The organism is Micromonospora sp. WMMD998, assembly GCF_029581235.1.
Taxonomy (GTDB): Bacteria; Actinomycetota; Actinomycetes; order Mycobacteriales; family Micromonosporaceae; genus Micromonospora.
In genome coordinates this window covers 4,493,468-4,516,819 of record NZ_CP120740.1, presented here as the reverse complement: position 1 = coordinate 4,516,819, position 23,352 = coordinate 4,493,468, and the positions used below count along the sequence as shown (strand labels likewise).

Here is a 23,352-nt window from a genome sequence, read left to right as displayed (position 1 = left end):
TTCGGCGAGCACGGGTTTGCAGCCGTCATTACGCTGCGGGTGGTTGATCGCCGGAACCACGGACGACAGGTGGAAGAACCTCAGATGAGTGACAATCACCCTCCCTACGGAGGTTATCCGGACCCGAACGCCGGAGCGTGGGGCAACCAGCCCGACCCCAACGCCCCGTACGGCCAGCAGCCCGCCTCCGGCGCGCCCTACGGCACGCCGCCCGCCTCGGGCGCGCCGTACGGCCAGCAGCCGGCGTCGGGAGCGCCCTACGGCACGCCGCCCGCGTCCGGTGCTCCCTACGGCGCGCAGCCGGGGTCCGGTGCTCCCTACGGCGCGCCGGCCGGCGCGCCGTACCCGGGCCAGCCCGGCTACCCGGGGCAGCCGGCGCCGTTCGCGCCGGCCCCGCCGCCCGGCCGGTCGAAGAAGGGTCTGATCGTCGGCCTCGCCGCCGGCGCGGTGACGTTGACGCTGCTCTGCTGCGGCGGTGGGCTCGCCTACGTCGCGTTCGGCGGGGACGACAAGGACGACCCGACGCCTGTCGCGTCCGGCAGCACCACCCCCGGGCCGGACACGTCGACACCGGCCCCCACCGGGTCGGCGCCGGAGTCGACCGGGCCGGAGGAGCCGCCCAGCAACGACGCGCTGACCGCCCGCTACTCGAGCGAGATGTCCGCCGTCTGCGAGGGCGGCTCGATCCTCAACGCCGCTCCGTACACCGGGCCGTCGAACGCCAAGGCGTACGTCTTCTCCAACGCCCCGGACCGGCCGACGTACTGGTCGCAGAAGTCGTTCAGCTCGGACAAGCGCTACTACGTCAAGTCGGCGGACTTCGCCAGCGCGTCGGTGATCGGCTGCCTGAAGGTGGTCGACGGCAGCGAGGGCGCGCCGAAGAAGTGCCAGTACAAGGCCACCGACGGCAAGATCGTCACGGTCGACTACATCTCCTCCCGTTACACGCTGACGTTCCACGCCGCCAAGACCGGCGAGAAGATCGGCGACGGCGGCACGGTGACCGCGCCCACCGCCCGCTGCCCCAGCTTCATCTCCTACAACAAGACGACGATGAAGTCGTACGCGGCGCCGGACAGCGGCACCATCGAGGCGGCGCTCGACCGCTTCCTGAAGTAGCCGAGTGTTAACCGGGGGCCCCGCCTATACGCTATGCGTTAAGCGGGGCCCCTTCCTTATCAGAAGTCGTCGTCGAAGGTGACGCTGCCGGTCACCCCGACCTGGTACGCCGACACCCGCCGCTCGAAGAAGTTCGACAGCTCCTGCACGTCCTGCAACTCCATGAACGCGAACGGGTTGGCGCTGCCGTACATCGGCGCGATGCCCAGCGCGGCCAGCCGACGGTCGGCGACGTGTTGCAGGTACGCGCGCATGTCCGTCGGCGACATCCCGGACACGCCCCGGCCGAGGAGGTCCTCGGCGAACTGCGCCTCGCACTCCACCGCCTCGGCGAGCATGTCCCGCACCTGCCGCTCCATCTCGGCGTCGAACAGGTCCGGCTCCTCGGCGCGCACCGTGTCCACCACGTCGAAGGCGAACGCCATGTGCATCGACTCGTCGCGGAACACCCAGTTGGTGCCCGACGCCAGCCCGTTGAGCAGCCCCCGGGAGCGCAGGAAGTAGACGTAGGCGAACGCGCCGTAGAAGAACAGCCCCTCGATGCACGCGGCGAAGCAGATCAGGTTGAGCAGGAACGCCCGCCGGTCCGCCCGGGTGCGCAGCTCCCGCAGCTCGAAGATCGAGTCGATCCACCGGAAGCAGAACTCGGCCTTGCGGGCGATCGACGGGATGTTCTCCACCGCCGCGAACGCGGCGAACCGTTCGGTCTCGTCGGGTACGTAGGTATCCAGCAGGTTCAGGTAGAACTGGACGTGCACCGCCTCCTCGAACAGTTGCCGGGACAGGTACAGCCGGCCCTCCGGGGAGTTGACGTGCTGATAGAGGTTGAGCACCAGGTTGTTGGCGACGATGGTGTCGCCGGTGGCGAAGAACGCCACCAGCCGGGACACCAGGTGCCGTTCGGCCGGCGAGAGCCGGTCCAGGTCGGCCAGGTCGGCGTGCAGGTCCACCTCCTCGACGGTCCAGGTGTTGCGGATGGCGTCCCGGTAGCGGTCGAAGAAGTGCGGGTAGCGCATCGGCCGCAGGGTGAGGTTCATGCCCGGGTCGAGCAGCATGGGCCGGGTCTCGGTGTGCGTCACTGGCAGGCCTCGCAGCTCTCGGGGTTCTCCAGGGAACAGGCCGCCGCCGCGTCCACGACCGGGGCCGGCACCGTGGCCTGCTGGATCCGGGTCGCGGGACGCGACCGCAGGTAGTACGTGGTCTTCAGCCCGGCCTGCCAGGCGTACCGGTACATCGAGGAGAGCTTGCCGATCGTCGGCGCGCTCAGGAACAGGTTCAGCGACTGGGACTGGTCGACGAACGGCGCGCGGGCGGCGGCCAGGTCGATGAGCGCCCGCTGCGGCAGCTCCCACGCGGTGCGGAACAGCTCCCGCACCTCGGCGGGCAACTCGTCGATGCCCTGCACCGAGCCCTCCGCGCGCTTGATCCGGTCCCGGATCGCCGGCGTCCACAGCCCGCGCGCCTTCAGCTCCCGCACCAGATATGTGTTGACCTGGAGGAACTCGCCGGACATGGTCTCGCGTTTGAACAGGTTGGACACCTGCGGCTCGATGCACTCGTAGCAGCCGGCGATCGAGGCGATGGTGGCGGTCGGCGCGATCGCCACCAGCAGCGAGTTGCGCAGCCCGTGCGCGGCGATCCGCTCGCGCAGCGCCGTCCAGCGGGCGGTCTGCGACGGCTCCGCGCCCCACAGGTCCGGGTGCAGGTCGCCCTTCGCGGCCCGGGTCCGGTCGTACGCCGGGTGCGGGCCGAACCGTTCGGCCAGCCCGGCGGACGTCTCCAGCGCGGTCAGGAAGATCTCCTCCTGCACCCGGGTGGACAGCTCCCGCGCCTGCGCCGAGTCGAACGGCAGGCGCAGCGTGAAGAGCGCGTCCTGAAGGCCCATCAACCCCAGTCCGACCGGCCGCCAGCGCGGGTTCGACGCCGCCGCCTGCGCGGCCGGGTAGTAGTTGATGTCGATCACCCGGTCGAGGAAGACCACCGCCGTGCGCACCGTGGCCCGCAGCTTCTCCCAGTCGACGCCCCCGGCGCTGACGTGCGCGCCGAGGTTCACCGAGCCGAGGTTGCACACCGCCGTCTCGGCGTCGTCGTTGACCTCCAGGATCTCGGTGCACAGGTTGGACAGGTGGATGACGTTCCCCGGCTCGCCGGTCTGGTTGGACAGCCGGTTCGCGGCGTCCTTGAACGTCATCCAGCCGTTGCCGGTCTGCGCGAGCGTGCGCATCATCCGCCCGTACAGGTCCCGGGCCTTCACCGTCCGGACGGCCTTCTTCTCCGCCGCCCGGTACGCCTCGTCGAACGCCTCCCCGTACAGGTCGGGCAGCTCCGGCGCGTCGGACGGGTCGATGAGCGACCAGTCGGCGTCGGCCTCGACCCGGCGCATGAACTCGTCCGGGATCCAGTTGGCCAGGTTGAGGTTGTGCGTCCGCCGGGACTCCTCGCCGGTGTTGTCCCGCAGCTCCAGGAACTCCTCCACGTCCGGGTGCCACGGTTCCAGGTAGACGCAGGCCGCGCCCTTGCGCCGCCCGCCCTGGTTGACGGCCGCGACCCCGGCGTCGAGCGTCTTGAGGAACGGCACGATGCCGTTGGAGCGCCCGTTCGTGCCCCGGATCAACGCGCCCCGGCCGCGCACCCGCGACCAGGAGATGCCGATGCCGCCGGAGAACTTCGACAGCTTCGCCACCTGGTGGTAGCGCTCGTAGATCGAGTCCAACTCGTCGCGCGGCGAGTCGACCAGGAAGCACGACGACATCTGGGTGTGCCGGGTGCCGGAGTTGAACAGGGTGGGGGAGCTGGGCAGGTAGGCCAGGGTGGACATCAGCCGGTAGAAGCCGACCGCCTCGGCCGGCGTCTGCGACAGCCCGCACGCCACCCGCAGCAGCCAGTACTGCGGCGTCTCCACCACCAGCCGCGACTGCGGGTGCCGCAGCAGGTAGCGGTCCGCCACCGTGCGCAGCCCGAAGTATTCGAACCGCAGGTCGCCGGAGGGGTCCACGGCGTCGTCCAGCGCGCCGGCGTGCCGGGCCACGAACGCGGCGGTGTCGTCGCCGACCAGCCCGAGACCGTGCCCGTACGCGATCGACTGGCTGAAGCTCTCCACCTGCTGCCCGCGGACCTCCTCGTGCACGTACGCGGCCAGCAGCCGGGCCGCCAGTTTCGAGTACTGCGGCTCCTCACCGATCAGCTCCGCCGCGGTCTGGATCGACAACCGGTCCAGCTCGGCGGTGCTCGCCCCGTCGTACAACCCGCTGATCGTCTTGGTGGCCACCCGCAGCGGGTCCACCTGGTCCAGGTCGGCGACCCAACGCTCGACCGCCCGGACGATCCGGTTGACGTCGACCGGCTCGGTGTCGCCGTCCCGCTTGCGGACCCGCATCGCCGACCGGCGCTGCTCCGGGGGGCTCTCCCGCACGACCGTCATGACCTCTCCTCGCTGTCACTGGCGATGGCCTCGGACGGCGGGAGAACGCCAACGGGCGCGGCACGACGGCCGGCCCGGCTGCTGGCGTCGGTCGTCCCGCGCGACCTTCGACCGCCGCGCGCGGTGGCGCGCGGCGCGCTGGCAGGTCTTCGGACTCGCGGGCCGGACCGGGTTCGGTCGCCTACTGGCCGTCGCTTCCCAGGCCGGTGGCCCAGTGCTGATGACGGCGGTCGTTCCCACTCACCGCTGCGGGGCAGTCCCGGACTCGCACCGGGTTCCCTCTTGCCTCGACCACACCCGCGGGGCGCGGCCGAACCAGCTGCGGCACCACCATATATGGCGGTGCCCGTGTCCACGCAACACCACATCTCGCCCCCCGCGCGTGTCGACCCGAAGGAAGGGGCCCCGCTTAACGCATTCGGTAGAGGCGGGGCCCCCGCTTAACACTCCGGCACGCGGCGGTCGGTGCGGGTGGGGCGGCGCTGCGCGGTTGCCGTCTCCCGCTGGAATGGTCGGCCCGCGCCGGGCGGAAGTTCCCGCCGACGTCCCGATCAGTTCCGGTCGCCGCCGCGGGCGGTGGCGGCCAGGAACGCGTTGTACCGGGCCAGGTCGTCGTCCTCGCCGGTCGCCTCGGCCCGGTCGGCGGCCCGGTCGACCCGGCGCTGCTCGCGCTGGTCGGCCCGGATCCACTGCCGGACCAGCAGGACCATCACGACGGCGGCGGGAATCTCACCGAACGCCCAGGCGATGCCCGCGCCCAGCTTCTGGTCCGTCAGCAGCGACGACGCCCAGTCCGGGTGGACGCCGAGATACCAGTCCGGGGCGATGACGGTGGTGGTCTGCATGAGCGCCAGGCCGAAGAAGCCGTGCGCCATCATCGCGGCCAGGTGCAGGAGCACCAGGATCGGGTGGGGGAGCCGGGGCCGCCCCGGATCGATGCCGATGAGCACCCAGAACAGCAGGTAGCCGGAGAGCACGAAGTGCCCCAGCATGGCCAGGTGGCCGAGGTGGGACCGCATCAGCGTGCCGAGCAGGTCGCTGAAGTAGAGGCCGAACAGCCCGGCCACGTAGACGCCGAGCGCCACCAGCGGGTGGGTGAGCAGCCGGGTCACCCGGCTGTGCAGGGCGCGCAGCAACCACTCCCGGGTCCCGCGTACCTCCGGCTCGGTCGGGCGGCGCAGCGCCCGCAGGGCGAGGGTGACCGGTGCGCCGCCGACCAGCAGGACCGGCACCACCATGGACAGCACCATGTGCTGGGCCATGTGCGCGCTGAACAGCACGTAGGCGTAGCGGGCGAAGCCGAGGCCGGTGGCGGCGGCCAGCACCAGCAGGCCACCGATCCAGCTCGCGGTGCGCGCCACCGGCCAGTGGTGCCCGCCCCGGCGCAGCCGGCGCACCCCGGCCAGGTAGCCGCCGACGCCGACCACGGTCACGGTCAGGAAGAACAGGTCGGGCAGCGGTTGCCCGAGCAGGTGCGCCGCGGTGGGCGCGGCCGGCATCGGGAACCCGAGCACCGCGGTCACCGGGTCGGCGTCCGCCGGCTCGACCACCGGCGTCGGGCTGCGGGACAACGCCACCGCGAGCCCGATCGTGGTGGCGAAGACGACAAGTTCCCCGGCGGCCAGGCGGGTGAACGCGCCGCGCCGCCCGGCGGCCAGGTCCGGCAGGGTACGCCGCCGGTGCGCCGCGCCGAGCAGGCCGAGCAGCACGAGCGCGCCCAACTTGCCGAGCACCAGCGCGCCGTAGCCGGACCGCCAGAGCTGGTCGACGGCGCCGAGGCGCACCGCCGCGTTCGCCACCCCGCTGACCGCGACGGTCCCGAAGCAGGCGAGCGCGAGCCGGCTGTAGCGCGCGGCGGCCCCGGGCAGGTGCCGGCTCCGCCTGATGATCAGCAGCGCGGCCAGGCCGCCGGCCCACAGCGCGGCGGCGAGCACGTGCAGGGCCAGGCTGGACACCGCGATCTGGTGGTTGCCCGCCCCGGCGGCGTGCCCGGTCAACGCCGGCGGCAGCAGCCCGACCAGCGCGAGCGCCGACACCAGCGCGGCCGTCCGGCGGGACACGCCGACCCGGGCCGCCACCGCCACCACCGCGGCCAGCCCCGCCTGCGCCAGCAACGACTGCCCCTGCGAGATGTCCGTGCCGAAACTGACCACGCTCGCCGTGCCGAGCCGGTCCAGGGGTACGCCGAGCAGATCGGAAACGGTCAGCACCAGCAGCGCCAGCGCGGCCACCGCCCAGCCGGCCGCCGCCAGCCCGGCGCGGCGCAGCAGCAGCCAGCCGTGCGCGGACACGCTCGTACCGTCGCCCGGCAGCAGGAACGCGGCGGTCACCGCGAATCCGACGGTGAGCGTGGCCAGCCCGTCGACGAGCAGCCGGACCGGCGGCAGCGCCCAGGTGGTGACCGGCCCGGGGTCGGGCAGACCGGGGATCGCGGCGGCGAGCGCGCCGCCGGCCCGCAGCGCGAGCAGCAGTACGGCCACCGCCGAGCCGACCGCCACCAGCCCGACGAGCCAGCCGCCGACCGGCCCCGCCCCGCCACCGGCACCCGGTCGGCCGGTCGACCTTCCCACCGTTCCTGGTCCGGCCGGTCCTGGTTCGGCGGTCGCTCGTTCGGCCGGTCCTCGTTCGGCCGGTCCCGGTTCGGCCGTTCCTGGTTCGGTCGGCTCTGGTTCGGTCGGTCCTGGTTCGGCGGTCGCCGGTTCGGCCGGTACTGGTTCGGCGGTCGCTCGTTCGGCCGGTCCTCGTTTGGCCGGTCCCGGTTTGGCGGTCGCCGGTTCGGCGGGAAGCGCCTCGGCAGGGACCGTCTCGGACCGGTCGGGCCGCTCGGGGGACTGCGGGGACGATGGCGTGGGCTGGTGCACGATGCGGAAACCTGGTTTCGGATCGGTCGGCCGGGGGCGGCTCCGGCCTCGGTGTTCAGGAGGCGCGGCGACGCCGGAGCAGCAGCACGACCGCACCGGCCAGGGCCAGGGCGACGATCACCCCGCCGGCCAGCAGGGCCACCGGCGGGCCGTCCCCGGCGGACTCGGGGCTTCCCGCCGCGCCGGCGCCCGCGCGCGCCCCGGACTCGCCCGGCTCCCCGCCGGACCCGCCCGGCTCCCCGTTGGGCCCGGGCGCGCCCGACGCTCCGGAAGCCCCGGACGCGGCGGGTACCGCCGGAGTGGCAGACGCGGCCGGGTCGGCGACCGTGAAGCGGTACGACCCCTGCACCGGGTGGCCGTCGGCGGAGACCACCCGGTAGGCCACCGTGTAGGCGCCGTTGGGCAGCGGCCCGTCGATGGTGACGCGGCCCGCCGTACCGTCCACGGTGGGCGCGCCGGTGGGCACCTTCCGCCGGTCGGCGTCGCTGAGCACGATGGTGGTGAACTCCGGATTCAACCGTTGCGCGAACCGCAGCGTGACAGTGGTCGGCGCGGTGGTCAGCCGGGCGTCCTGGGCGGGTGTGGCCGCCTGTAACGAGTTGTGCGCCGCGGCGGGCGCGGCCGGCGCCAGCAGCAGCGCGGTGAGCACCACCGCGAGGGTGGCGACGATACGGGTACGCATGTCGGGCCGGGCCTTCCGGGTCGTCGTCATCCGAGCGCCTGCTGGCCGATCCAGCCGCCGTCGGGGCAGCCGGGCGGTACGGCGAACACGGCCGAGCCGATCGGGGTGGTCCACTCGTTGAGCAGGTCCCGTTCGGCCAGCCGGCGCTGGATGGGCAGATACTGGCGGGCGATGTCGGCCTGGTACGCGGCGAAGACGAGGCCGCTGTCCGCGTGTCCCTCGGCCGTGGGCACGCCGTCGTAGTTGTAGGGCCGGCGCAGGATCTTCTGCCGGTCGTCGGTGACCCGCGCCCGGGTCAGGTGCGAGAAGTCCGGGATGACGGTGAGCCCGTCCTCGCCGAGCGCGGCGAAGTCCGGCTCGTCGTGTTCGGCGGCACCGGTGAGCGGCGCGCCGGTGTCCAGCCGCCGGCCGACCGCGACCTCCCGGTCGGCGCGGCCCAGCAGGTCCCAGGTCTCCAGGTTCATGCTGATCCGCCGCACCACGAGGGTGGTGGAGTCGCGTAGCCACTCCGGTCCGTCGATCACCCAGACGGCGGTGTCGACGGGGGCACCGGGTTTCGGGTTGGCGGTGCCGTCGAGCTGGCCGAACAGGTTCCGTTGGGTGCGTCCCGGCTCGGCCCCGGCGGCCCGCCGGAAGCCCTGCTGCACCCAGCGCACGCCGGCGAACGGGCGGCTGTCCTTGACCAAAACGCGCTGGGCGTGGGCGACGGTGAGCGGGTCGTCGGCGCAGATCTGGAGCAGCAGGTCCCCACCCGACCAGCGCGGTTGCAGCCGGTCGACGCGGAACGCCGGCAGCTCGGCCACGGACGGCGGCCGGCGGTCGTCGCGCCCGGCGGCGGCGTAGAGGCCGGGGCCGAAGCCGAACGTGACGGTGAGCCGGGCCGGCAGGAGGCCGAGTTCCGGTTCGGTGTCGGCGAGCGCCGGCCGGCCCTGGGTGAGCCGGGCCGCGTCGTCGGAGAGCAGCCGCAGCATCCGCCCGAGCACGGCGCGGTCGACGCCGGGCTTCAGGGTGAACGCCACGAACGCGGCGTGCGCCTGCGGTTCGGTGGTCACCCCGGACTGCCGGGTGCCGTGGAACGGCTCGACCGCGTCGCCGACCCGGGCGACGGGAACCGGCTCGGTGGGGCGTACCCCGGGATCGGCGGGACCGGCGGCGGCGACCGCGCCCGCGCCGGCCAGCGCGCCCCCGACGGTGAGCGCGCCGCCGGTGAGCAGGCCGCGCCGGCTCACCGCACGGTCCGTGGAGGAACTCCCGGTCATGCGGCCGGGCTCATGTTCATCTCCGGCATCGGGGAGTCGCCGTGGCCGGGGGCGTAGGACTCCTGGGCGCCGGTGAACGGCTTCGCCAGTGCGGTGAACGTCTGGGTGCGGCCGTCGGCGAAGGTGAGCGTGAAGGTCAGCTCGTCACCGGCCCGCACCGGCTTGGCGATGTTCATCAGCATCAGGTGGTCGCCGCCGGGCTCCAGCGTGGCCCGGGAGTGCGCCTTGACCACGATGCCGCCCTCCTTGGGCTGCATGACCATCGTGCCGTCCTTCATGGTCATCTCGTGCAGCTCCATCGGGGAGACCTCGCTGGCCGCCCCGGTGATCGTCACGTCGGCGTCGCCGTCGTTGACCAGGGTGCCGAACGCCGCGGTCATGCCCTTGTCGGCGGCCTTCACCCACGGGTCACTGATGCCGAGCACCCCGGCCGTCGCGCTCGCCGACGCCGACGGGAGCGTCGCGGCCGTGGACGAGCCGTCGGCGGAGCCGCAGGCGGCGACGGACGCGGCCAGCAGGGCGGCGCCGATCAGGGCCGCCGGGCGCCGGATCCGGCCGCTGGTGGTGCTGGGCATGACGTTTCCCCTCGACGATGAGTGTTCGTACCGTTGGTCGAGGTCGAGGGGCGGTTAGTTCCACCCGGTGCGGTCGGTCACGTCACGCGCCGACTTCCCCGGGTGCAGCCCGGTCGAGGTCCGGGTGCGTTTGTGGTCGCTCAGGCGACAACAAACGCACCCAGAGCCGTCGGTCAGCAGTTGCGCAGCGTCGGGGACTGGTTGAGCAGTTGGCCGCGGCTGGAGGTGAAGCGGCGGTACGCCTCGGAGTCGGTGGCGGACGGTCGGAACGCGGCCACCCGGTGGCAGTTCTGGAACGCCAGCTTCACGCCGAAGTGGCGTTCCAGGCCGGCGCGGATCGCGTCGCTGGCGAGCGCGCGCAGCAGTTGACCGCGTTCGGTCTCGCCCGGCGGCGGGACGACGTTGTCGGTGAAGTCGGCGTCGGACGTCTCCAGGTCGGCGACCACCCGGCTGACGGTCTCCCAGGCGTACGGCAGGGAGTCGCGGACGCAGGCGACGAACGCCTCCTCCTCGACGGGCCCGGTCTCGGCGGCGTGCAGCAGGGCGGGTGGAACGGTGAGCGACATGATCTCCTCCGATCGGAAACGACAACCGTTTCCATTAAGCGATACGGAGAGCAGACCACGGGGATCGCGACCCGGTCAAGCACCACCGCGCGCGAAACGGCGGACGGGCCGGATGGCCCGTCCGCCGTCGCGGTGGAACAGCGGTCAGCCCAGGCGTGCCTCGATCGCCGCGATGACCCGGGGACGCAGCTCGGCGGCGCGGATCACCGCGTCCACCGAGCCGACCTCGACCGCGCGCTGGATGCTGTGCACCCGGTCGAACTCGGTGGCCACCTCGCCCAGCTTCTCGGCGCGCACCGACGCGCGGAGTTCGTCGAGTTCCGCGGTGAGCGTCGCGCGTTCGGTACCGGCGGCGGACGCGACCCGGCCCTCCAGGTCGCGTACCCGGGGATCGGCCGCGGTGCGCGCGGCGACCTCGCCGGCGAACACCACGGCGGCGGCCGGCGCGCCGCCGAGCACCGAGGCGTACGAGCCCTCGATCGCCAGCACCGTCATGGCCGGGTTGAGCGCCTTGGAGAACACCACGAACGCGCCGCCGTGGTAGCGGGAGATGACGCAGAAGACGATCGGGCCGCGGAAGTTCACGATCGCCCGGCCGATCTCGGCGCCGTACTCCAGTTGCAGCTTGCGCATCGACTCCGGCGAGCCGTCGAAGCCGGACAGGTTGGCCAGCACCACGAGCGGCCGGTTGCCGCTGGCCGCGTTGATCGCCCGCGCCGCCTTCTTCGACGAGCGGGGGAACAGCGTGCCCGCGGTGTAGGTGTCCGGGCCGTCGGTGGGCGGGAAGCCGTGCCGGGGCACCGACCGCGACTCGATGCCCAGCAGGCACACCGGGATGCCGCCGAGGTGCACGTCCTGCACCACCGCGGTCTCCGCGTCGGCCATGCCGGCCCACCGCTCCAGCACCGGGTGGTCCTGGTCGGCCAGGGCCCGCATCACCGTACGGATGTCGAACGGCTTCTTCCGGTCCGGGTTCGCGGTGGCGGAGAAGATCTCGCCGACGGTGGCGAAGTCGCTCCCGGCCACCGTGTGCGGGAAGGTGGAGACGTCCCGGTCCAGCGGGTCGGTGGTGGTGGCCCGGCGCGGGGCGTCCTCGCCCGGCGCGACGTACGTGTGGTCGTAGTGCGCCATCAGCACGTCGCGCGCCGCCGGCAGGTCCGGCGCCCAGTACTGGGCCTGCCCGTTCGGGCCCATCACCCGGTCGTAGCCGCCGATGCCGAAGTTGTCCTCGGCGGACACGCCGCCGGAGAAGTCGAGCGACTGCTTGCCGGTGAGCACCATGGCCGAGTCCGGCGTCATGACCAGCACGCCCTTGGTGTGCATGAGCATCGTCGCCTCGGCGTTCCAGTAGGGCTGGGCGCCCACGGTGATGCCCGCCACCACGATGTTGATCTCACCGCCGGCCTGGGTGAACTCGACGATCCGCTTGAGCGCGGCGGCCACCCAGTCCATGTTCTCGGTGCCCGAGGTCATCGAGATGCGGGCGCCGGCGGAGAGCGCGTACCACTCCAGCGGCACCCCCAGCCGCTCCGCCAGGTCGAGCGCGGCGATGACCCGCCGGCACTCCGGCTCGGAGAGCGCGCCGAGCGACTTCGTCGGGTCGCCGAGCAGCACCACCCGGGTCACCCCCTGCGGATGCCGGGGCGTCGGCGTGGTGACCACGCCGGCCACGATCGCCGCGGTGTTGCGCCCCTTCGGGCGGTCCACCGGCACCAGCACGTGGTCGGCGTCCAGGTCGTGCTCGGCGAAGTCGCCGAGCAGGCCGGTCAGCTCGTACGGGTAGACCGTGTTGCGGCTGGCCGCCCGCAGCACCTTGAGCCGGTAGTCGTCGAGCGGCTCGACCGGCCCGGTCGGCGGCTCGCCGATGGTGAGTTCGGCGCGTCCGGCGACGTCGAAGGTGATCCGCACGCCGACCTTGGTCAGCTCGCCGGTGCGCCGGTCGCGCTGCCGGGCGATGAACAGGACCTCCTCCAGGTCGGCGCCGATCGTCGTGGGGCGCATCCGCCCGGCGATCAGCTCCATCTCCTCGCGGGTCAGCTCGCTCGGCGGCCACACGTAGATGACGATCCGGTTGGTGGGGAAGCGGACCTTCGACGGCCGCCGGGACTGCGCGCGGCGGATCGAGTCGATGCAGGCGGCGACCGTGTCCTCGGCGGTCGGCAGCGCGACCAGTCGCCCGTCCTGCTCCCGCAGCCCGGTCAGGTCCCGCACCTGCGCGAACGCCACCAGCCGCTGATCGGACGGGTTCTCCCGGGCGACCGCCTGGAAGAGGTAGACCTCCTCGTCCAGCGACGGCAGCCGGGTCAGGTCGAACCCGTGCAGCCGTTCCATCTGCATGCGCTGCGCGATGTACGGGTGCAGGCCGCGGATCAGTCGTTCCTCGACCATCCGGGTCCCGGCCACGTCCGGGCGGAAGGTGAAGTGGTGGTGCATCACCGCGCCGCTGCGGCCGGCGACGGTGATGGTGAGCCGGCGGACCCGGTCCGGCAGCGGGTGCGCGTTGACCACGTCGAGCAGCGCGGCGGCGATGGCGGCCAGGTCCTCCGGCTGGCTCTCCCAGGCCAGGTAGACGTCGGCGTCGACCGCCTCGGCGTCCCGGGCCACCTCGGCCAGCCCCCGCAGCGCGTCGCCGAGCGCGTCGAACCGTACCGCCGTGGAGACCACCGTCGACGCGGCCCGGCCGGCGACCACGAACACGCAGTCCCCGGCGGTGTGGGTGCGCACACCGGTGAGCGCCCGGTTGCCGTAGTAGCGGCGGGTCAGCACCTCAAGCATGGGCACGTTGTCCAGGTTGTCCCGCACCAGCCGCTGGCCGAGCAGCCGGACCAGCGGCTCGGTGCTGCGGACCATCTCGGCGATCCGCTCGGCCCGGTCCGGCGCGTCGGGCTGGTCGTCGAGGTGCCGCAGGTGGGTCCGGACCCGCGCGTAGACCTTGGCCCGGTTGCGGCGCAGCAGCGGCTGGGCGAACCAGGCGAACACCACGCCCCGGGCCAGGTCGGCGACGACCGGGAAGCGGACCTGGGTGGCCGAGACCAGCCGTTCCAGCGCGAGGCCGGCGGGCTCGCGCAGCGCCTCGTCCGGTGGTGGCTCCCGCAGCCACGACCGCAGCAGCGCGGCGATCGCGGCGGCGTCGACGGCGGCCCGCTGCTGGGCCAGGAAGATCCGGAACACCGCGGCCTCGAGCGCGGGGGTACGGTCCAGCTCGGTGACGCCGTAGTGGCCCAGCGCCTGGGCCAGGCGGGTCCGGAACGACTCCGGCGACCCGGCCCGCTCCACGTCGAGGCTCTGCAGGTAGGTGTGGAAGTGTTCGCGGGCGCTGTGCAGGTGGCCGCTCGGGGTGTCCTCGCCGCCGGGCCGGTTGCGGCTCAGCTCGGCCAGGTCGGCGAAGACCTCGACCAGCTCCAGTTCCTCGGCCAGCGGCCGGTGCCCGGCGTCGGTGGCCGCCCGCCGCGCGTCGAGGTAGTCGTCGAGCACCCGGCGCTCGTCGTGCGGGTCGACGTCGAAGCCCAGCAGCAGGGCGCGCAGGTCCTCCCGGCCGCGTTCGGCCCGGCTGCGCGCCGGCACGTCCCCGGCGGCGGCGGGCAGGTCCAGCTCGGCCGCCGGCTCGACCGCGGCGACGGCCCCGGCCTCCTCCTCGGCGACCGGCTCCAGGCGCAGCAGCGGCGCGCCGGCCTCCACCTGGGTGCCCACCGCGACGGCGCACTCCTTGAGGCGGGCCCGGAACGGCGCCCGCAGCACCGTCTCCATCTTCATCGCCTCCAGCACCAGCACCGGCGCGCCGGCCTCGACCTCGGCGCCGATCTCCAGCGGGGTGGCGACGACGAGCGCCGGCATCGGGGAACGCAGCACGCCGCCCTCGTCCCGGCTGATCCGGTGCGTGACGCCGTCCACCTCGACCAGGTGGATCGGGCCGTGGGTGCCCGTGAGCAGGCGGTAGCGGACACCGTTGACGACGATCTGGCCGGTGTGCCTGTCGAAACGCTCCAGCTCGACGTCGGCGGTGACCGTGTCGCCGCCGGCCTCGACGCCGACCCGGAACCGGTGCGCGCCGACCCGGGCGACCCGCATCCGGTAGGTCGCGCCGCGCAGCTTGAGGTCGAGCGGCCGGCCACTGCGGTGCTGCACCTGGGGCCGACCACCGGCCGCGGTGGAGAGCAGCCGCTGCCGTTCGGCGGCCTCGTCCTCCTCGTACGCCTCGATGGCGGCGGCGGCCAGCGCCACCGCGGAGTGCCGGTGCGCGACGAGCCGGCCCTCACCGCGGACCCGGTCGATCCAGCCGGTGTCCGCGCTGGCGTCGATCACCTCGGGCTGGTCGAGCAGGTCGAGCACGAAGCTCTTGTTCGTCGCGCCGCCGGCGATCACCACGGTGGTGTTCGCCATCGCCCGGCGCAGCCGGCCGAGCGCCTCGTCCCGGTCCCGGCCGTACGCGATGATCTTGGCGATCATGGAGTCGAAGTCGGCCGGGATGGTGTCGCCCTCGCTGACCCCGGTGTCCACCCGGATGCCCGGCCCGGCGGGCAGGTCCAGCCGGGTGATCCGGCCGGGGGAGGGGGCGAAGTCCCGGTCCGGGTCCTCGGCGTTGAGCCGCGCCTCGATGGCGTGCCCGCGCTCGGCCGGCGGCCCGCCGGTGAGCCGCCCGCCGCCGGCCACGTGGAGCTGCGCCTTGACCAGGTCGAACCCGGTGGTCGCCTCGGTGATCGGATGCTCCACCTGGAGCCGGGTGTTGACCTCCAGGAAGGCGAAGATCCGGTCGCCGGGGTGGTAGAGGAACTCCACCGTCGCCGCGCCGCGGTAGCCGACCGCCACCGCCAGTCGCTCCGCCGACGCCTTCAGCTCGGCGGCCTGCTCCGGGGCGAGCACCGGCGACGCCGACTCCTCGATCACCTTCTGGTTGCGCCGCTGCACCGAGCAGTCCCGGACGCCGAGCGCCCACGCGGTGCCCTGCCCGTCCGCGATCACCTGCACCTCGACGTGCCGGGCGCCGCTGACCAGGCGCTCCAGGAACACCACGCCGCTGCCGAACGCCCGCGCCGCCTCCTGGCTGGTGCGCTCGTAGGCGTCGGCCAGCTCGGCGTCGCTGCGGATCACCCGGATGCCGCGCCCGCCGCCGCCCGCGGTCGCCTTCAGCATCAGCGGGTAGCCGATCTGCGCCGCCGCGGCCAGCGCCGCCTCCAGGCTCTCCACCGCGCCGCGGCTCCACGGCGCGACCGGCACGCCGACCTCCTCGGCGATCAGCTTGGAGCCGATCTTGTCGCCGAGCTTGCGCATCGCCTCCGGGCTCGGCCCGACGAACGTGACGCCGACCTTCTCGCACAGCTCGGCGAAGGCCGGATCCTCGGCCACGAACCCCCAACCGACCCACGCGGCGTCCGCGCCGGTCTCCACCAACGCGCGCTCCAGCGCCTTCAGGTCGAGGTACGGGCGGGCGGACGCGGGCCCCAGGTCGTAGGCGACGTCCGCCTCGCGGACGAAGGTGGCGGTGCGGTCGACGTCGGTGTGGAGCGCGACGGTCTCGATCCGGCTGCCGGTCTCCGCGGCCAGCTCACGGACCGCGTGGATGAGCCGCATGGCGGCCTCACCACGGTTGACGATGGCGACACGGGTGAACACGTGACCGTCCCCTTCGGTAGACCCACGGTGGAACGCCGGGTGGCGGCGATGCTCCGGCCTGCCTCACCTTTCCGTCTGCGAGCGGGCGGCGCCATGCCGTAACCGCCGAACCGGAGCGGAGAGCGTTGTGGGAACCGAACAAAACTTTTTAGCCGAAACGCGGACGACGCCGGGTCCCCGCAGGTCCGGCGTCGTGCGGCGGTAAGCGACGTACCGGTTCAGCCCGGGATCTCCCGAGGGTCGCGGCTGCGGGGGTACGTGTTCTTCTCCCCGATCGTGCCGTCCTGCTTCTTGATCACGTGCTCGGTGCCGCGGTCGGCCGCCATCTCCCGGCCGGCCGCCTCGGCCTCGGCCTTCGTGTCGTGCCGGCTGCTCGCCCGCTCGTTGCCCTCCGGGCGGTTCTTCCACTGCCCGTCCTGCTGGTAGGTGTCGATGTCACCCTTCGCCATGCCGTCAACTCCCTCGATCCGTGGCCGATGGGAAGTGTCTGCCCCCGCGCGCGGTGCGTTAATCCTGCCTAGGCTCGATCCGGAGGTGCCGATGATGAAGCTCGGACTGCACTACTGGACCTACTCCACGCCGGCCGACCCGGCAGCGATCGCGCCGACGCTTGCCGAGACCGCCGCCCTCGCCGAGCAGGCCGGGGTCGCCTCGTTCACGGTGATGGACCACTACTTCCAGATGGAGGCGATGGCGCCGGCGAGCGAGCCGATGCTTGAGGCGTACACCACGCTCGGGTACGTGGCGGCGCTGACCCGGCGGATGACACTGGGCGTGCTGGTCACCGGCGTGATGTACCGCTACCCGGGCCTGCTCGCCAAGATCGTCTCGACGCTCGACGTGCTCTCCGGCGGCCGGGCCCGGCTCGGCATCGGCGCGTCCTGGTACGAGCGCGAGCAGCGCGGCCTGGGCGTGCCGGTGGTGCCGATGGCGGAGCGGTTCGAGCGCCTGGAGGAGACGCTGCGCATCTGCAAGCAGATGTGGAGCGACGACGACGGTCCGTTCGAGGGCCGTCACCACCGGCTCGCCGAGACGCTCAACTCGCCCCAGCCGCTGACCCGCCCGCACCCGCCGATCATGGTGGGCGGTGGCGGCGAGCAGAAGACGCTGCTGCTGGTGGCCCGCTACGCCGACGCCTGCAACCTGTTCGGCGCCGGCCGCGACGAGGTGGCGCACAAGCTCGACGTGCTGCGCCGGCACTGCGCCGACGAGGGGCGCGACTATCACGAGATCGAGAAGACGGTCCTGGTCAGCCGCTCACCGCTGGATGACCGGGCCGCGTTCCTCGCCGAGGTGGCCGAGTACGCGGAGTTGGGCGTGACCGAGGTGCAGACGGTGCCGGACCGCGATCCGGTGGAGTTCACCCGCCGCCTGGCCGACGAGATCCTCCCCAAACTAGCCACCCTCCCCTGACCCCTCACCCCTCGCCTCTCGCCCGCGCCGCGCAGATTCACGGAAACTGTGGCTATCCGACGTCGGATAGCCACACTTTCCGTGAATCTGGCGCACCTGGTGGGGTGGGGATTTGCTGGGGTGGCAAGGAAGCTTGCCGTTCGTTTGGACCCTGGCGCACGATGGCGGGGCCGGGCCACCTGGAGGCCCGGGGGCGAAGGAGGCAAGGCATGACCGGGCACCACCACCAGCAGGACCCGCCGGCGGACACCGACCCGACCCGGTTCTGGGACGAGCGCTACGGGCAGTCGGACCGGATCTGGAGCGGCCAGGTGAACCCGGTGCTCGCCGAGGTGGCCGCCGAACTGCCGCCCGGCACCGTGCTCGACCTGGGCTGCGGTGAGGGTGGCGACGCGATCTGGCTGGCCGCCCGCGGCTGGCGGGTCACCGCCGTGGACATCTCGACCGTCGCGCTGGAGCGGCTCGCGGTCGAGGCCGCGCGGGCGGGCGTGGCGGACCGGATCACCACCGCCCGGCACGACGTGCTGCACGACTTCCCGGCCGGCCGCTTCGACCTGGTGTCGGCCCAGTTCTTCCAGTCCCCGCTGATCCTGCCCCGGGAGAGGGTGCTGCCCCGGGCGGCCGGGGCGGTCGCTCCAGGCGGGCGGCTGCTCGTCGTCGAGCACGGCGCGCCGCCGCCGTGGTCCGGGCTCGACCCCGACGACCCGCGGTTCGCCAGCCCGGAGGAGATCCTCGCCGCGATGGCCCTCGACCGGGCGGGCTGGGAGACCGAGCGGCTGGGCGAGTTCCGTCGCATCGCCACCCACGACGGCCACACCGGGGAACTCGTCGACCACGTGGTGCTGGCCCGCCGCCGCTGACCGCGTACGCCGTCCGGGCGCGTCGGCGGTCGCCCCGGCGACCACCGACGCACCCGAACACGGGCGGTCGGGTCGGCGCAGGCGGTCAGGCCGGCACCGGCACGGGCTGCTGGGCCGGCGCGGGCGGCCGGGGCCGGGTCAGCGCCAGGGCCAGCAGGCCGCCCGCGCACAACGCCGCGCTCATGCCGTACGCCCACCGGAAGCCGACCTGCGCGGAGAGCCCGAGCAGCGGGCCGGCGAGCATGGCGCCGATCGGGAACGAGTTGGTGAACAGCGTGGTGGCCCGGCCGGGCTGCCCCGGCAGCAGGTCCTGCACGTAGGCGATGGCGACGCCGGAGACGGCGGCGATGAACAGCGCGTTGACCGGCTGCGCGAGCAGCAGGACCCCGACGCTCGACGCTCCGGCGGCGATCAGGTAGTAGACCACGCCGCAGCCGGCGCCGACCAGGATCAGCGCGCGCAGCCGGAACCGCGCGGTGAGCGCGCCCAGCCCCAGCATCAGCGGGATCTCCAGCGCCGCGCAGAGGCCCAGCACCAGACCCGCGTCCGCCGGGTCGCCGCGCAGCTCCCGGCCGATGAACAGCGGCAGCACCTGCACGCCGAGCGTCATCGGGCACTGCAACATGGTGAAGGTGACCACGGTCAGCGCCAGCCGCCACCGCGACGCGCCCGGCGGGTGGACGCCCTCCTCGTCGGCGGCCGGCCGCGGCGGCAGGGGCAGCTCCTTCAGCCGGGCCACGACCACGAGCGCGGCCAGCGCGTACATCGCGGCGGCGGTGGCGTAGAGCAGCCGGAAGCCGCCGGTCGAGAGCAGCGCCGCGGCGAGCGGCGGCCCGGCGACCCAGGCCAGTGAGAAGACGGTACGCATCGCGCTGATGCCCAGCGCGGCCCGCCCGGGACTGTCCCGGTCGAGGAGCTGGCGGGCGTAGGCGAACGACTGCGGGAACGCCGAGTTGGCGAGCGCCATGGCGGTCATGGTCAGCGCCAGCAGGATCCAGTAGTCGCGGACGAACGCGATCAGGCCGGTGCCCACCACCCCGGCCAGCGCCGCCCCGATGAGCAGCCTGCGGCGGATCGGCCACCGGTCGGACAGGCGGCCGACGAGCGAGGCGACCACCACCCCGGACAGCGGCGCGACGACCAGGATCACGGTGACCCGCACCGGATCGGCCTGGACCTCGGTGTTGAGGAACAGCGACAGGAACGGCATGACCACGGCGACGGACAGGCCGACGGTGAGGAACAGCAGGGCCAGCGGCAGCAGCCGGAAGGGGCCGGCGCGCACCGCCGGCTGGGTGTCCACAGCCATGCGGCGCACGCTACGCCCTGCCCCCGACACGCCGAACCGCATTTCCCAGCCGCCGCACGGGCCGGGTGTTAAGCGGGGGCCCCGCCTATACCTGAGGCGTTAACCGGGGGCCCCGCCTTCGGCCTCAGCCGACGGCGGTGGGGGAGGGGGGTGCGCTGCTGCCGCGCGGTGAAGCGGGGGTCATCAGCGCGACGATCTCCCGTTGGTCGGCGGGGGAGGGCAGGCCCCACTCCGGGCGGTAGCCGTACACCTGGTCCAGCGGGGTGGAGGAGGTCCGGCCGTCGACGATCTCGACGGAGTCGGTGCCGATCAGGCCGGGGTGTTCGACACCGCACGCCTCGGCCACCTTGACCAGGTCGCGGCGCAGCGTGCGGACGTAGTTGGCCGCCCGCACCGACTTGCGGGCCGGGTCGAGGCCCCGGGCCAGCCAGGCGTTCTGGGTCGCGACACCGGTCGGGCAGGTGTCGGTGTGGCACTTCTGCGCCTGGATGCAGCCGATCGCCAGCATCGCCTCCCGGCCGACGTTGACCATGTCGGCGCCGAGCGCGAACGCGACCACCGCGTTGTCCGGCAGGCCGAGCTTGCCGGCGCCGACGAACACCACCTGCTCGTGCAGGCCACGCTCGGCGAATGTCCGGTAGACACGGGAGAAGCCCTGCTGGAACGGCAGCGAGACCGAGTCGCTGAAGATCAGCGGGGCGGCGCCGGTGCCGCCCTCGCCGCCGTCCACGGTCACGAAGTCCACGCCGCGGCCGGTGTCGCGCATCAGCGTGGTCAGCTCCGCCCAGAAGCCCAGGTCGCCGACCGCGGACTTGATGCCGACCGGCAGGCCGGTCTCGGCGGCGAGCAGCTCCACCCAGTCCAGCAGGCTGTAGCAGTCGGAGAACTCGGCGTGCCGCGACGGGCTGACGCAGTCCCGCCCCACCGGGACGCCCCGGGTGGCGGCGATCTCGGCGGAGACCTTCGCCGCCGGCAGCAGGCCGCCCAGGCTGGGCTTGGCGCCCTGGCTGAGCTTGATCTCCAGCGCCCGCACCGGCGCGCCCGCCACCAGGTCCCGGAGCCGGTCCAGGCTGAACCGGCCGTGTTCGTCCCGGCAGCCGAAGTAGGCGGTGCCGAGCTGGAGGACCAGCTCACCGCCGTGGCGGTGGTACGGCGACAGCCCGCCCTCGCCGGTGTTGTGCAGGCAGCCGGCGAGCGCGGCGCCCCGGTTCAACGCCTCGACCGCGTTGCCGGACAGCGAACCGAAACTCATCCCGGAGATGTTGACCACCGACTCCGGCCGGAACGCCCCGGCCCGCCCGCGGGCCGCGCCCAGCACCTTGGCGCAGGGCAGCGCCACGTCGTGCCCGGCGGCCGGCGTCGACGGCGGCACGGCCCGGCCGAACGTGCGGTGCTTGACGATCGGGTAGCCGCGGGTGTGCTCGATGTCGTTGTCGGTGCCGAACCCGAAGTAGTTGTTCTCCTGCTTCGCCGAGGCGTACACCCAGCGCCGCTGGTCGCGGGTGAACGGCCGTTCCTCGTCGTTGCCGGCGACGATGTACTGCCGCAGCTCGGGCCCGATCGACTCGAGCAGGTAGCGGGCGCGGCCCAGGACGGGGAAGTTGCGCCGCAGCGCGTGGTCACGTTGCAGCAGGTCCCGTGCGGCGAGCGCGGCGACGGCGGCGACGGCGGTGGGTACGGCTCTTCTTGCCCAGCTCATCCCGCCTCTCTTTCCGCGCCGGTCGCCGGTCAAACTCGGCGGGAACCCGGCCGGCGCGAGCGGTGTCAGGAAAGTGGACCGAGGCGGAGGTTGCCCTGGACGACGAGGAGATCGTCACCCGCGTACGCGCCGGTGACCGGGAGGCGTACGACCTCCTGGTCGCCCGGCACACCGCGCCCGCCCACCGGACGGCGGTGCTGCTCGGCGCCGGGCCGGACGCGGAGGACGTCATCCAGGAGGCGTTCGTCAAGGCGTACCGGAAGTTGTCCCGCTACCGGGGCGACGCGACGTTCCGGTCCTGGCTGCTCGCGATCGTGGCCAACGAGACCCGGAACCTGCACCGGTCGCGCGGCCGGCGGGACGGGTTGGCCCTGCGGGCCGCGACCGCGGTCCCGGAGGCCGCCGGCGACGACGGGCTCGACGCGGTCCTGGCCGCCGAACGCCGGGCCGCGCTGGTGGCGGCGTTGCGCCGGCTGCCGGCGCGGGACCGCGAGGTGATCGCCTGCCGCTACCTGCTCGACCTCACCGAGGAGGAGACCGTGACCGTGCTGGGGCTGCCCCGGGGCACGGTGAAGTCGCGGACCCACCGCGCCCTGGCGAAGTTGCGCGGCCTGCTCGACCGTGAGGTGGCCCACCGTGGATGAGCTGGAACGGGAGCTGCGTGACCTGCCGGCCTGGCTGGAGCCGGCCGCGCCGCCGGACGTGACCGCCGCGGTGCGCGCCCGCCTCGCCGCGCCGCCGCCGCGCTCGCCGCGACGGCGGTGGCGATACTGGCTGGCCGCCGCGCTCGCCGCGCTGCTGGTGGCGGCGCTGCCGCCGGGCCGCGCCGCCCTCGCCGACGCGGTCGCCGGCCTGCTGCGGTTCTCCGGGGTCGTCATCGACACCTCGGCCACCCCGCCGCCGCCCACCGGTGCCCCGTCGCCGCTGCCGGGGCAGCGTCCGGTCGCCCTGGTCCAGGCGCAGCGGCAGGTCCGGTTCCCGATCCGGGTGCCGGCCCGCCTCGGCGTTCCCGAGCGGGTGCTGGTCGCCGACCCGGACGGCGCCGGCGCGCACCGGGTCGCCAGCCTGCTCTGGCGGGGCGGCGCGGTGCGCCTGGACGCCTTCGACGGCTCGCTCGACATCGCGTTCCACAAGCAGGCGGCCGGCACGGACGTGACGTTCACGTCGGTGCACGGCGACTTCGCGATCTGGGTCGGTGGCCCGCACACGCTCGCGTACGTCGATCGCGGCGGGACGGTGCGGCTGGCCACCGCCCGCCTGTCCGCCGCGACGCTGATCTGGCAGGACGCCGGGGTGAGCTACCGGCTGGAGGGCGACCTCACCCGGGACGAGGCGCTCGACATCGCGGGCTCCCTGGAGTGAGGTGGGAACCCACGCGGCCCGGCCGGTGTCCTGGTGCTGAGGGGTTCGTCGTCGATCGGGGGTGGCGTGATGTCGCGTTCGGGCCGGTTCCTGCTGGTGTCGGTGCTGGTGCTGGCCGGCTGTGGGAGTGGAGGCCGGTCGGCGCCGCCGCCGGCCGGGACGACCCGCGCCGCGCCCGCACCGTCGACGCCGGCCCCGCCGACCGGATGCCACTCGGCGGTGGCGACCGGCCGGCTGCCGGACTGGGCGGACACCGGGTTCAGCGGCGACACCCGGATGCCGCACGTCCTCGGCGACCGGGGCGGGATCGTCGCGATCCTGTTCGGGCACCCGCTGACCGTCGGTCGGGGCGAGGGACCGACCAACAAGATCCTCTGGGTGGGTCGCCCGGTGTCCGCCTCGCCCGACCCGGACGCGCCGACCACGCTGGTGATCACCGCGACGCGGGACGCCGACGGCAGCCGGGTGGTCCGGGAGGTCGCCGGCGGTCCCGGGCCGTCCATCGTCGACCTGCCGGCGGCCGGCTGCTGGCACCTGCGGCTGGACTGGTCCGGCCGGTCCGACACGATGGATCTGACCTACCGGGCCGCGGGCTGAGCCGGGGCATGGCCGCGCC

At 73.6% G+C, this 23,352-nt stretch carries 17 protein-coding genes and 1 riboswitch; of the genes, 6 read left to right on the top strand and 11 right to left on the bottom strand.

Going from position 1 to position 23,352, the window contains the following annotated elements; all coding sequences use genetic code 11:
- Positions 1 to 84: 84 nt before the first annotated feature.
- Positions 85 to 1,119: a hypothetical protein gene (locus O7619_RS20690; RefSeq protein WP_282282844.1), complete on the top strand. Its 1,035-nt coding sequence runs from the start codon at positions 85 to 87 to the stop codon at positions 1,117 to 1,119.
- Between the two features lie 59 nt (positions 1,120 to 1,178).
- On the opposite strand, the gene O7619_RS20685 is transcribed toward O7619_RS20690, so the two are convergent.
- The 9 genes from O7619_RS20685 to O7619_RS20645 form a co-directional block, all read right to left on the bottom strand.
- Positions 1,179 to 2,174, bottom strand: coding sequence for a ribonucleotide-diphosphate reductase subunit beta (locus O7619_RS20685; RefSeq protein ID WP_282288887.1), 996 nt, complete (start codon positions 2,172 to 2,174; stop codon positions 1,179 to 1,181).
- Positions 2,175 to 2,194: 20 nt separating this feature from the next.
- The gene (locus tag O7619_RS20680) at positions 2,195 to 4,540 is read right to left on the bottom strand and encodes a ribonucleoside-diphosphate reductase subunit alpha (RefSeq protein ID WP_282282842.1); all 2,346 of its coding nucleotides are present in this window, start codon (positions 4,538 to 4,540) and stop codon (positions 2,195 to 2,197) included.
- A gap of 122 nt (positions 4,541 to 4,662) precedes the next feature.
- Positions 4,663 to 4,875, bottom strand: a riboswitch (cobalamin riboswitch).
- A gap of 216 nt (positions 4,876 to 5,091) precedes the next feature.
- Positions 5,092 to 7,110 carry a bifunctional copper resistance protein CopD/cytochrome c oxidase assembly protein gene (locus O7619_RS20675; protein WP_282282840.1) on the bottom strand — a complete coding sequence of 673 codons (2,019 nt, stop codon included), beginning with the start codon at positions 7,108 to 7,110 and terminating at the stop codon, positions 5,092 to 5,094.
- 346 nt (positions 7,111 to 7,456) lie between these two features.
- On the bottom strand, positions 7,457 to 8,083 hold the full coding sequence (locus tag O7619_RS20670; RefSeq protein ID WP_282288886.1) for a copper resistance CopC family protein: 627 nt from the start codon (positions 8,081 to 8,083) through the stop codon (positions 7,457 to 7,459).
- 26 nt (positions 8,084 to 8,109) lie between these two features.
- Positions 8,110 to 9,342 (bottom strand): Dyp-type peroxidase, encoded by a 1,233-nt coding sequence (locus O7619_RS20665; protein ID WP_282282838.1) that lies wholly within the window; start codon positions 9,340 to 9,342, stop codon positions 8,110 to 8,112.
- Positions 9,339 to 9,917: a copper chaperone PCu(A)C gene (locus tag O7619_RS20660; RefSeq protein WP_282282837.1), complete on the bottom strand. Its 579-nt coding sequence runs from the start codon at positions 9,915 to 9,917 to the stop codon at positions 9,339 to 9,341. Before O7619_RS20660 ends, O7619_RS20665 begins: the two co-directional genes overlap by 4 nt.
- Before the next feature lie 173 nt (positions 9,918 to 10,090).
- Positions 10,091 to 10,483, bottom strand: a complete 393-nt coding sequence (locus tag O7619_RS20655) for an SCO5389 family protein (protein ID WP_282282836.1) — start codon at positions 10,481 to 10,483, stop codon at positions 10,091 to 10,093.
- Positions 10,484 to 10,627: 144 nt separating this feature from the next.
- Complete coding sequence (locus O7619_RS20650) at positions 10,628 to 16,093, bottom strand: carboxyl transferase domain-containing protein (protein ID WP_282282835.1); 5,466 nt, start codon at positions 16,091 to 16,093, stop codon at positions 10,628 to 10,630.
- 218 nt (positions 16,094 to 16,311) lie between these two features.
- Entirely contained in the window at positions 16,312 to 16,542 is a 231-nt protein-coding gene (locus O7619_RS20645; RefSeq protein ID WP_282282834.1) for a DUF2188 domain-containing protein, read from the bottom strand.
- Between the two features lie 94 nt (positions 16,543 to 16,636).
- Here O7619_RS20645 and O7619_RS20640 point away from each other — a divergent pair, with 94 nt between their 5' ends.
- On the top strand, positions 16,637 to 17,506 hold the full coding sequence (locus O7619_RS20640) for an LLM class F420-dependent oxidoreductase (protein WP_282282833.1): 870 nt from the start codon (positions 16,637 to 16,639) through the stop codon (positions 17,504 to 17,506).
- Between the two features lie 209 nt (positions 17,507 to 17,715).
- Positions 17,716 to 18,366 carry a class I SAM-dependent methyltransferase gene (locus O7619_RS20635; protein WP_282282832.1) on the top strand — a complete coding sequence of 217 codons (651 nt, stop codon included), beginning with the start codon at positions 17,716 to 17,718 and terminating at the stop codon, positions 18,364 to 18,366.
- An 85-nt stretch (positions 18,367 to 18,451) separates the two neighbouring features.
- Here the strand turns inward: O7619_RS20635 and O7619_RS20630 are convergent, their stop codons facing one another.
- Together O7619_RS20630 and O7619_RS20625 are read right to left on the bottom strand one after the other, a co-directional pair.
- On the bottom strand, positions 18,452 to 19,675 hold the full coding sequence (locus O7619_RS20630) for a sugar efflux transporter (RefSeq protein WP_282282831.1): 1,224 nt from the start codon (positions 19,673 to 19,675) through the stop codon (positions 18,452 to 18,454).
- 124 nt (positions 19,676 to 19,799) lie between these two features.
- Positions 19,800 to 21,374, bottom strand: coding sequence for an FMN-binding glutamate synthase family protein (locus O7619_RS20625; protein WP_282282830.1), 1,575 nt, complete (start codon positions 21,372 to 21,374; stop codon positions 19,800 to 19,802).
- Between the two features lie 62 nt (positions 21,375 to 21,436).
- Here O7619_RS20625 and O7619_RS20620 point away from each other — a divergent pair, with 62 nt between their 5' ends.
- From O7619_RS20620 to O7619_RS20610, 3 genes are all read left to right on the top strand, one after another.
- A complete protein-coding gene (locus O7619_RS20620; RefSeq protein WP_282282829.1) occupies positions 21,437 to 22,018 on the top strand; it encodes an RNA polymerase sigma factor in 582 nt (193 codons plus the stop codon).
- Positions 22,011 to 22,736 (top strand): hypothetical protein, encoded by a 726-nt coding sequence (locus tag O7619_RS20615; protein ID WP_282282828.1) that lies wholly within the window; start codon positions 22,011 to 22,013, stop codon positions 22,734 to 22,736. The genes O7619_RS20620 and O7619_RS20615 overlap by 8 nt, the downstream gene beginning before the upstream one ends.
- A 69-nt stretch (positions 22,737 to 22,805) precedes the next feature.
- Positions 22,806 to 23,333, top strand: coding sequence for a hypothetical protein (locus tag O7619_RS20610; protein ID WP_282282827.1), 528 nt, complete (start codon positions 22,806 to 22,808; stop codon positions 23,331 to 23,333).
- The last annotated feature ends 19 nt before the right edge of the window (positions 23,334 to 23,352 follow it).

What these genes read in the sequence shown, in the direction of transcription:
- O7619_RS20690 (WP_282282844.1), top strand. Translation starts at nt 85, where the DNA reads ATGAGTGACAATCACCCTCCCTACGGAGGTTATCCGGACCCGAACGCC.
- O7619_RS20685 (WP_282288887.1), bottom strand. Translation starts at nt 2,174, where the DNA reads ATGCTGCTCGACCCGGGCATGAACCTCACCCTGCGGCCGATGCGCTAC.
- O7619_RS20680 (WP_282282842.1), bottom strand. Translation starts at nt 4,540, where the DNA reads ATGACGGTCGTGCGGGAGAGCCCCCCGGAGCAGCGCCGGTCGGCGATG.
- O7619_RS20670 (WP_282288886.1), bottom strand. Translation starts at nt 8,083, where the DNA reads ATGCGTACCCGTATCGTCGCCACCCTCGCGGTGGTGCTCACCGCGCTG.
- O7619_RS20665 (WP_282282838.1), bottom strand. Translation starts at nt 9,342, where the DNA reads ATGACCGGGAGTTCCTCCACGGACCGTGCGGTGAGCCGGCGCGGCCTG.
- O7619_RS20660 (WP_282282837.1), bottom strand. Translation starts at nt 9,917, where the DNA reads ATGCCCAGCACCACCAGCGGCCGGATCCGGCGCCCGGCGGCCCTGATC.
- O7619_RS20655 (WP_282282836.1), bottom strand. Translation starts at nt 10,483, where the DNA reads ATGTCGCTCACCGTTCCACCCGCCCTGCTGCACGCCGCCGAGACCGGG.
- O7619_RS20645 (WP_282282834.1), bottom strand. Translation starts at nt 16,542, where the DNA reads ATGGCGAAGGGTGACATCGACACCTACCAGCAGGACGGGCAGTGGAAG.
- O7619_RS20640 (WP_282282833.1), top strand. Translation starts at nt 16,637, where the DNA reads ATGAAGCTCGGACTGCACTACTGGACCTACTCCACGCCGGCCGACCCG.
- O7619_RS20635 (WP_282282832.1), top strand. Translation starts at nt 17,716, where the DNA reads ATGACCGGGCACCACCACCAGCAGGACCCGCCGGCGGACACCGACCCG.
- O7619_RS20630 (WP_282282831.1), bottom strand. Translation starts at nt 19,675, where the DNA reads ATGGCTGTGGACACCCAGCCGGCGGTGCGCGCCGGCCCCTTCCGGCTG.
- O7619_RS20625 (WP_282282830.1), bottom strand. Translation starts at nt 21,374, where the DNA reads ATGAGCTGGGCAAGAAGAGCCGTACCCACCGCCGTCGCCGCCGTCGCC.
- O7619_RS20610 (WP_282282827.1), top strand. Translation starts at nt 22,806, where the DNA reads ATGTCGCGTTCGGGCCGGTTCCTGCTGGTGTCGGTGCTGGTGCTGGCC.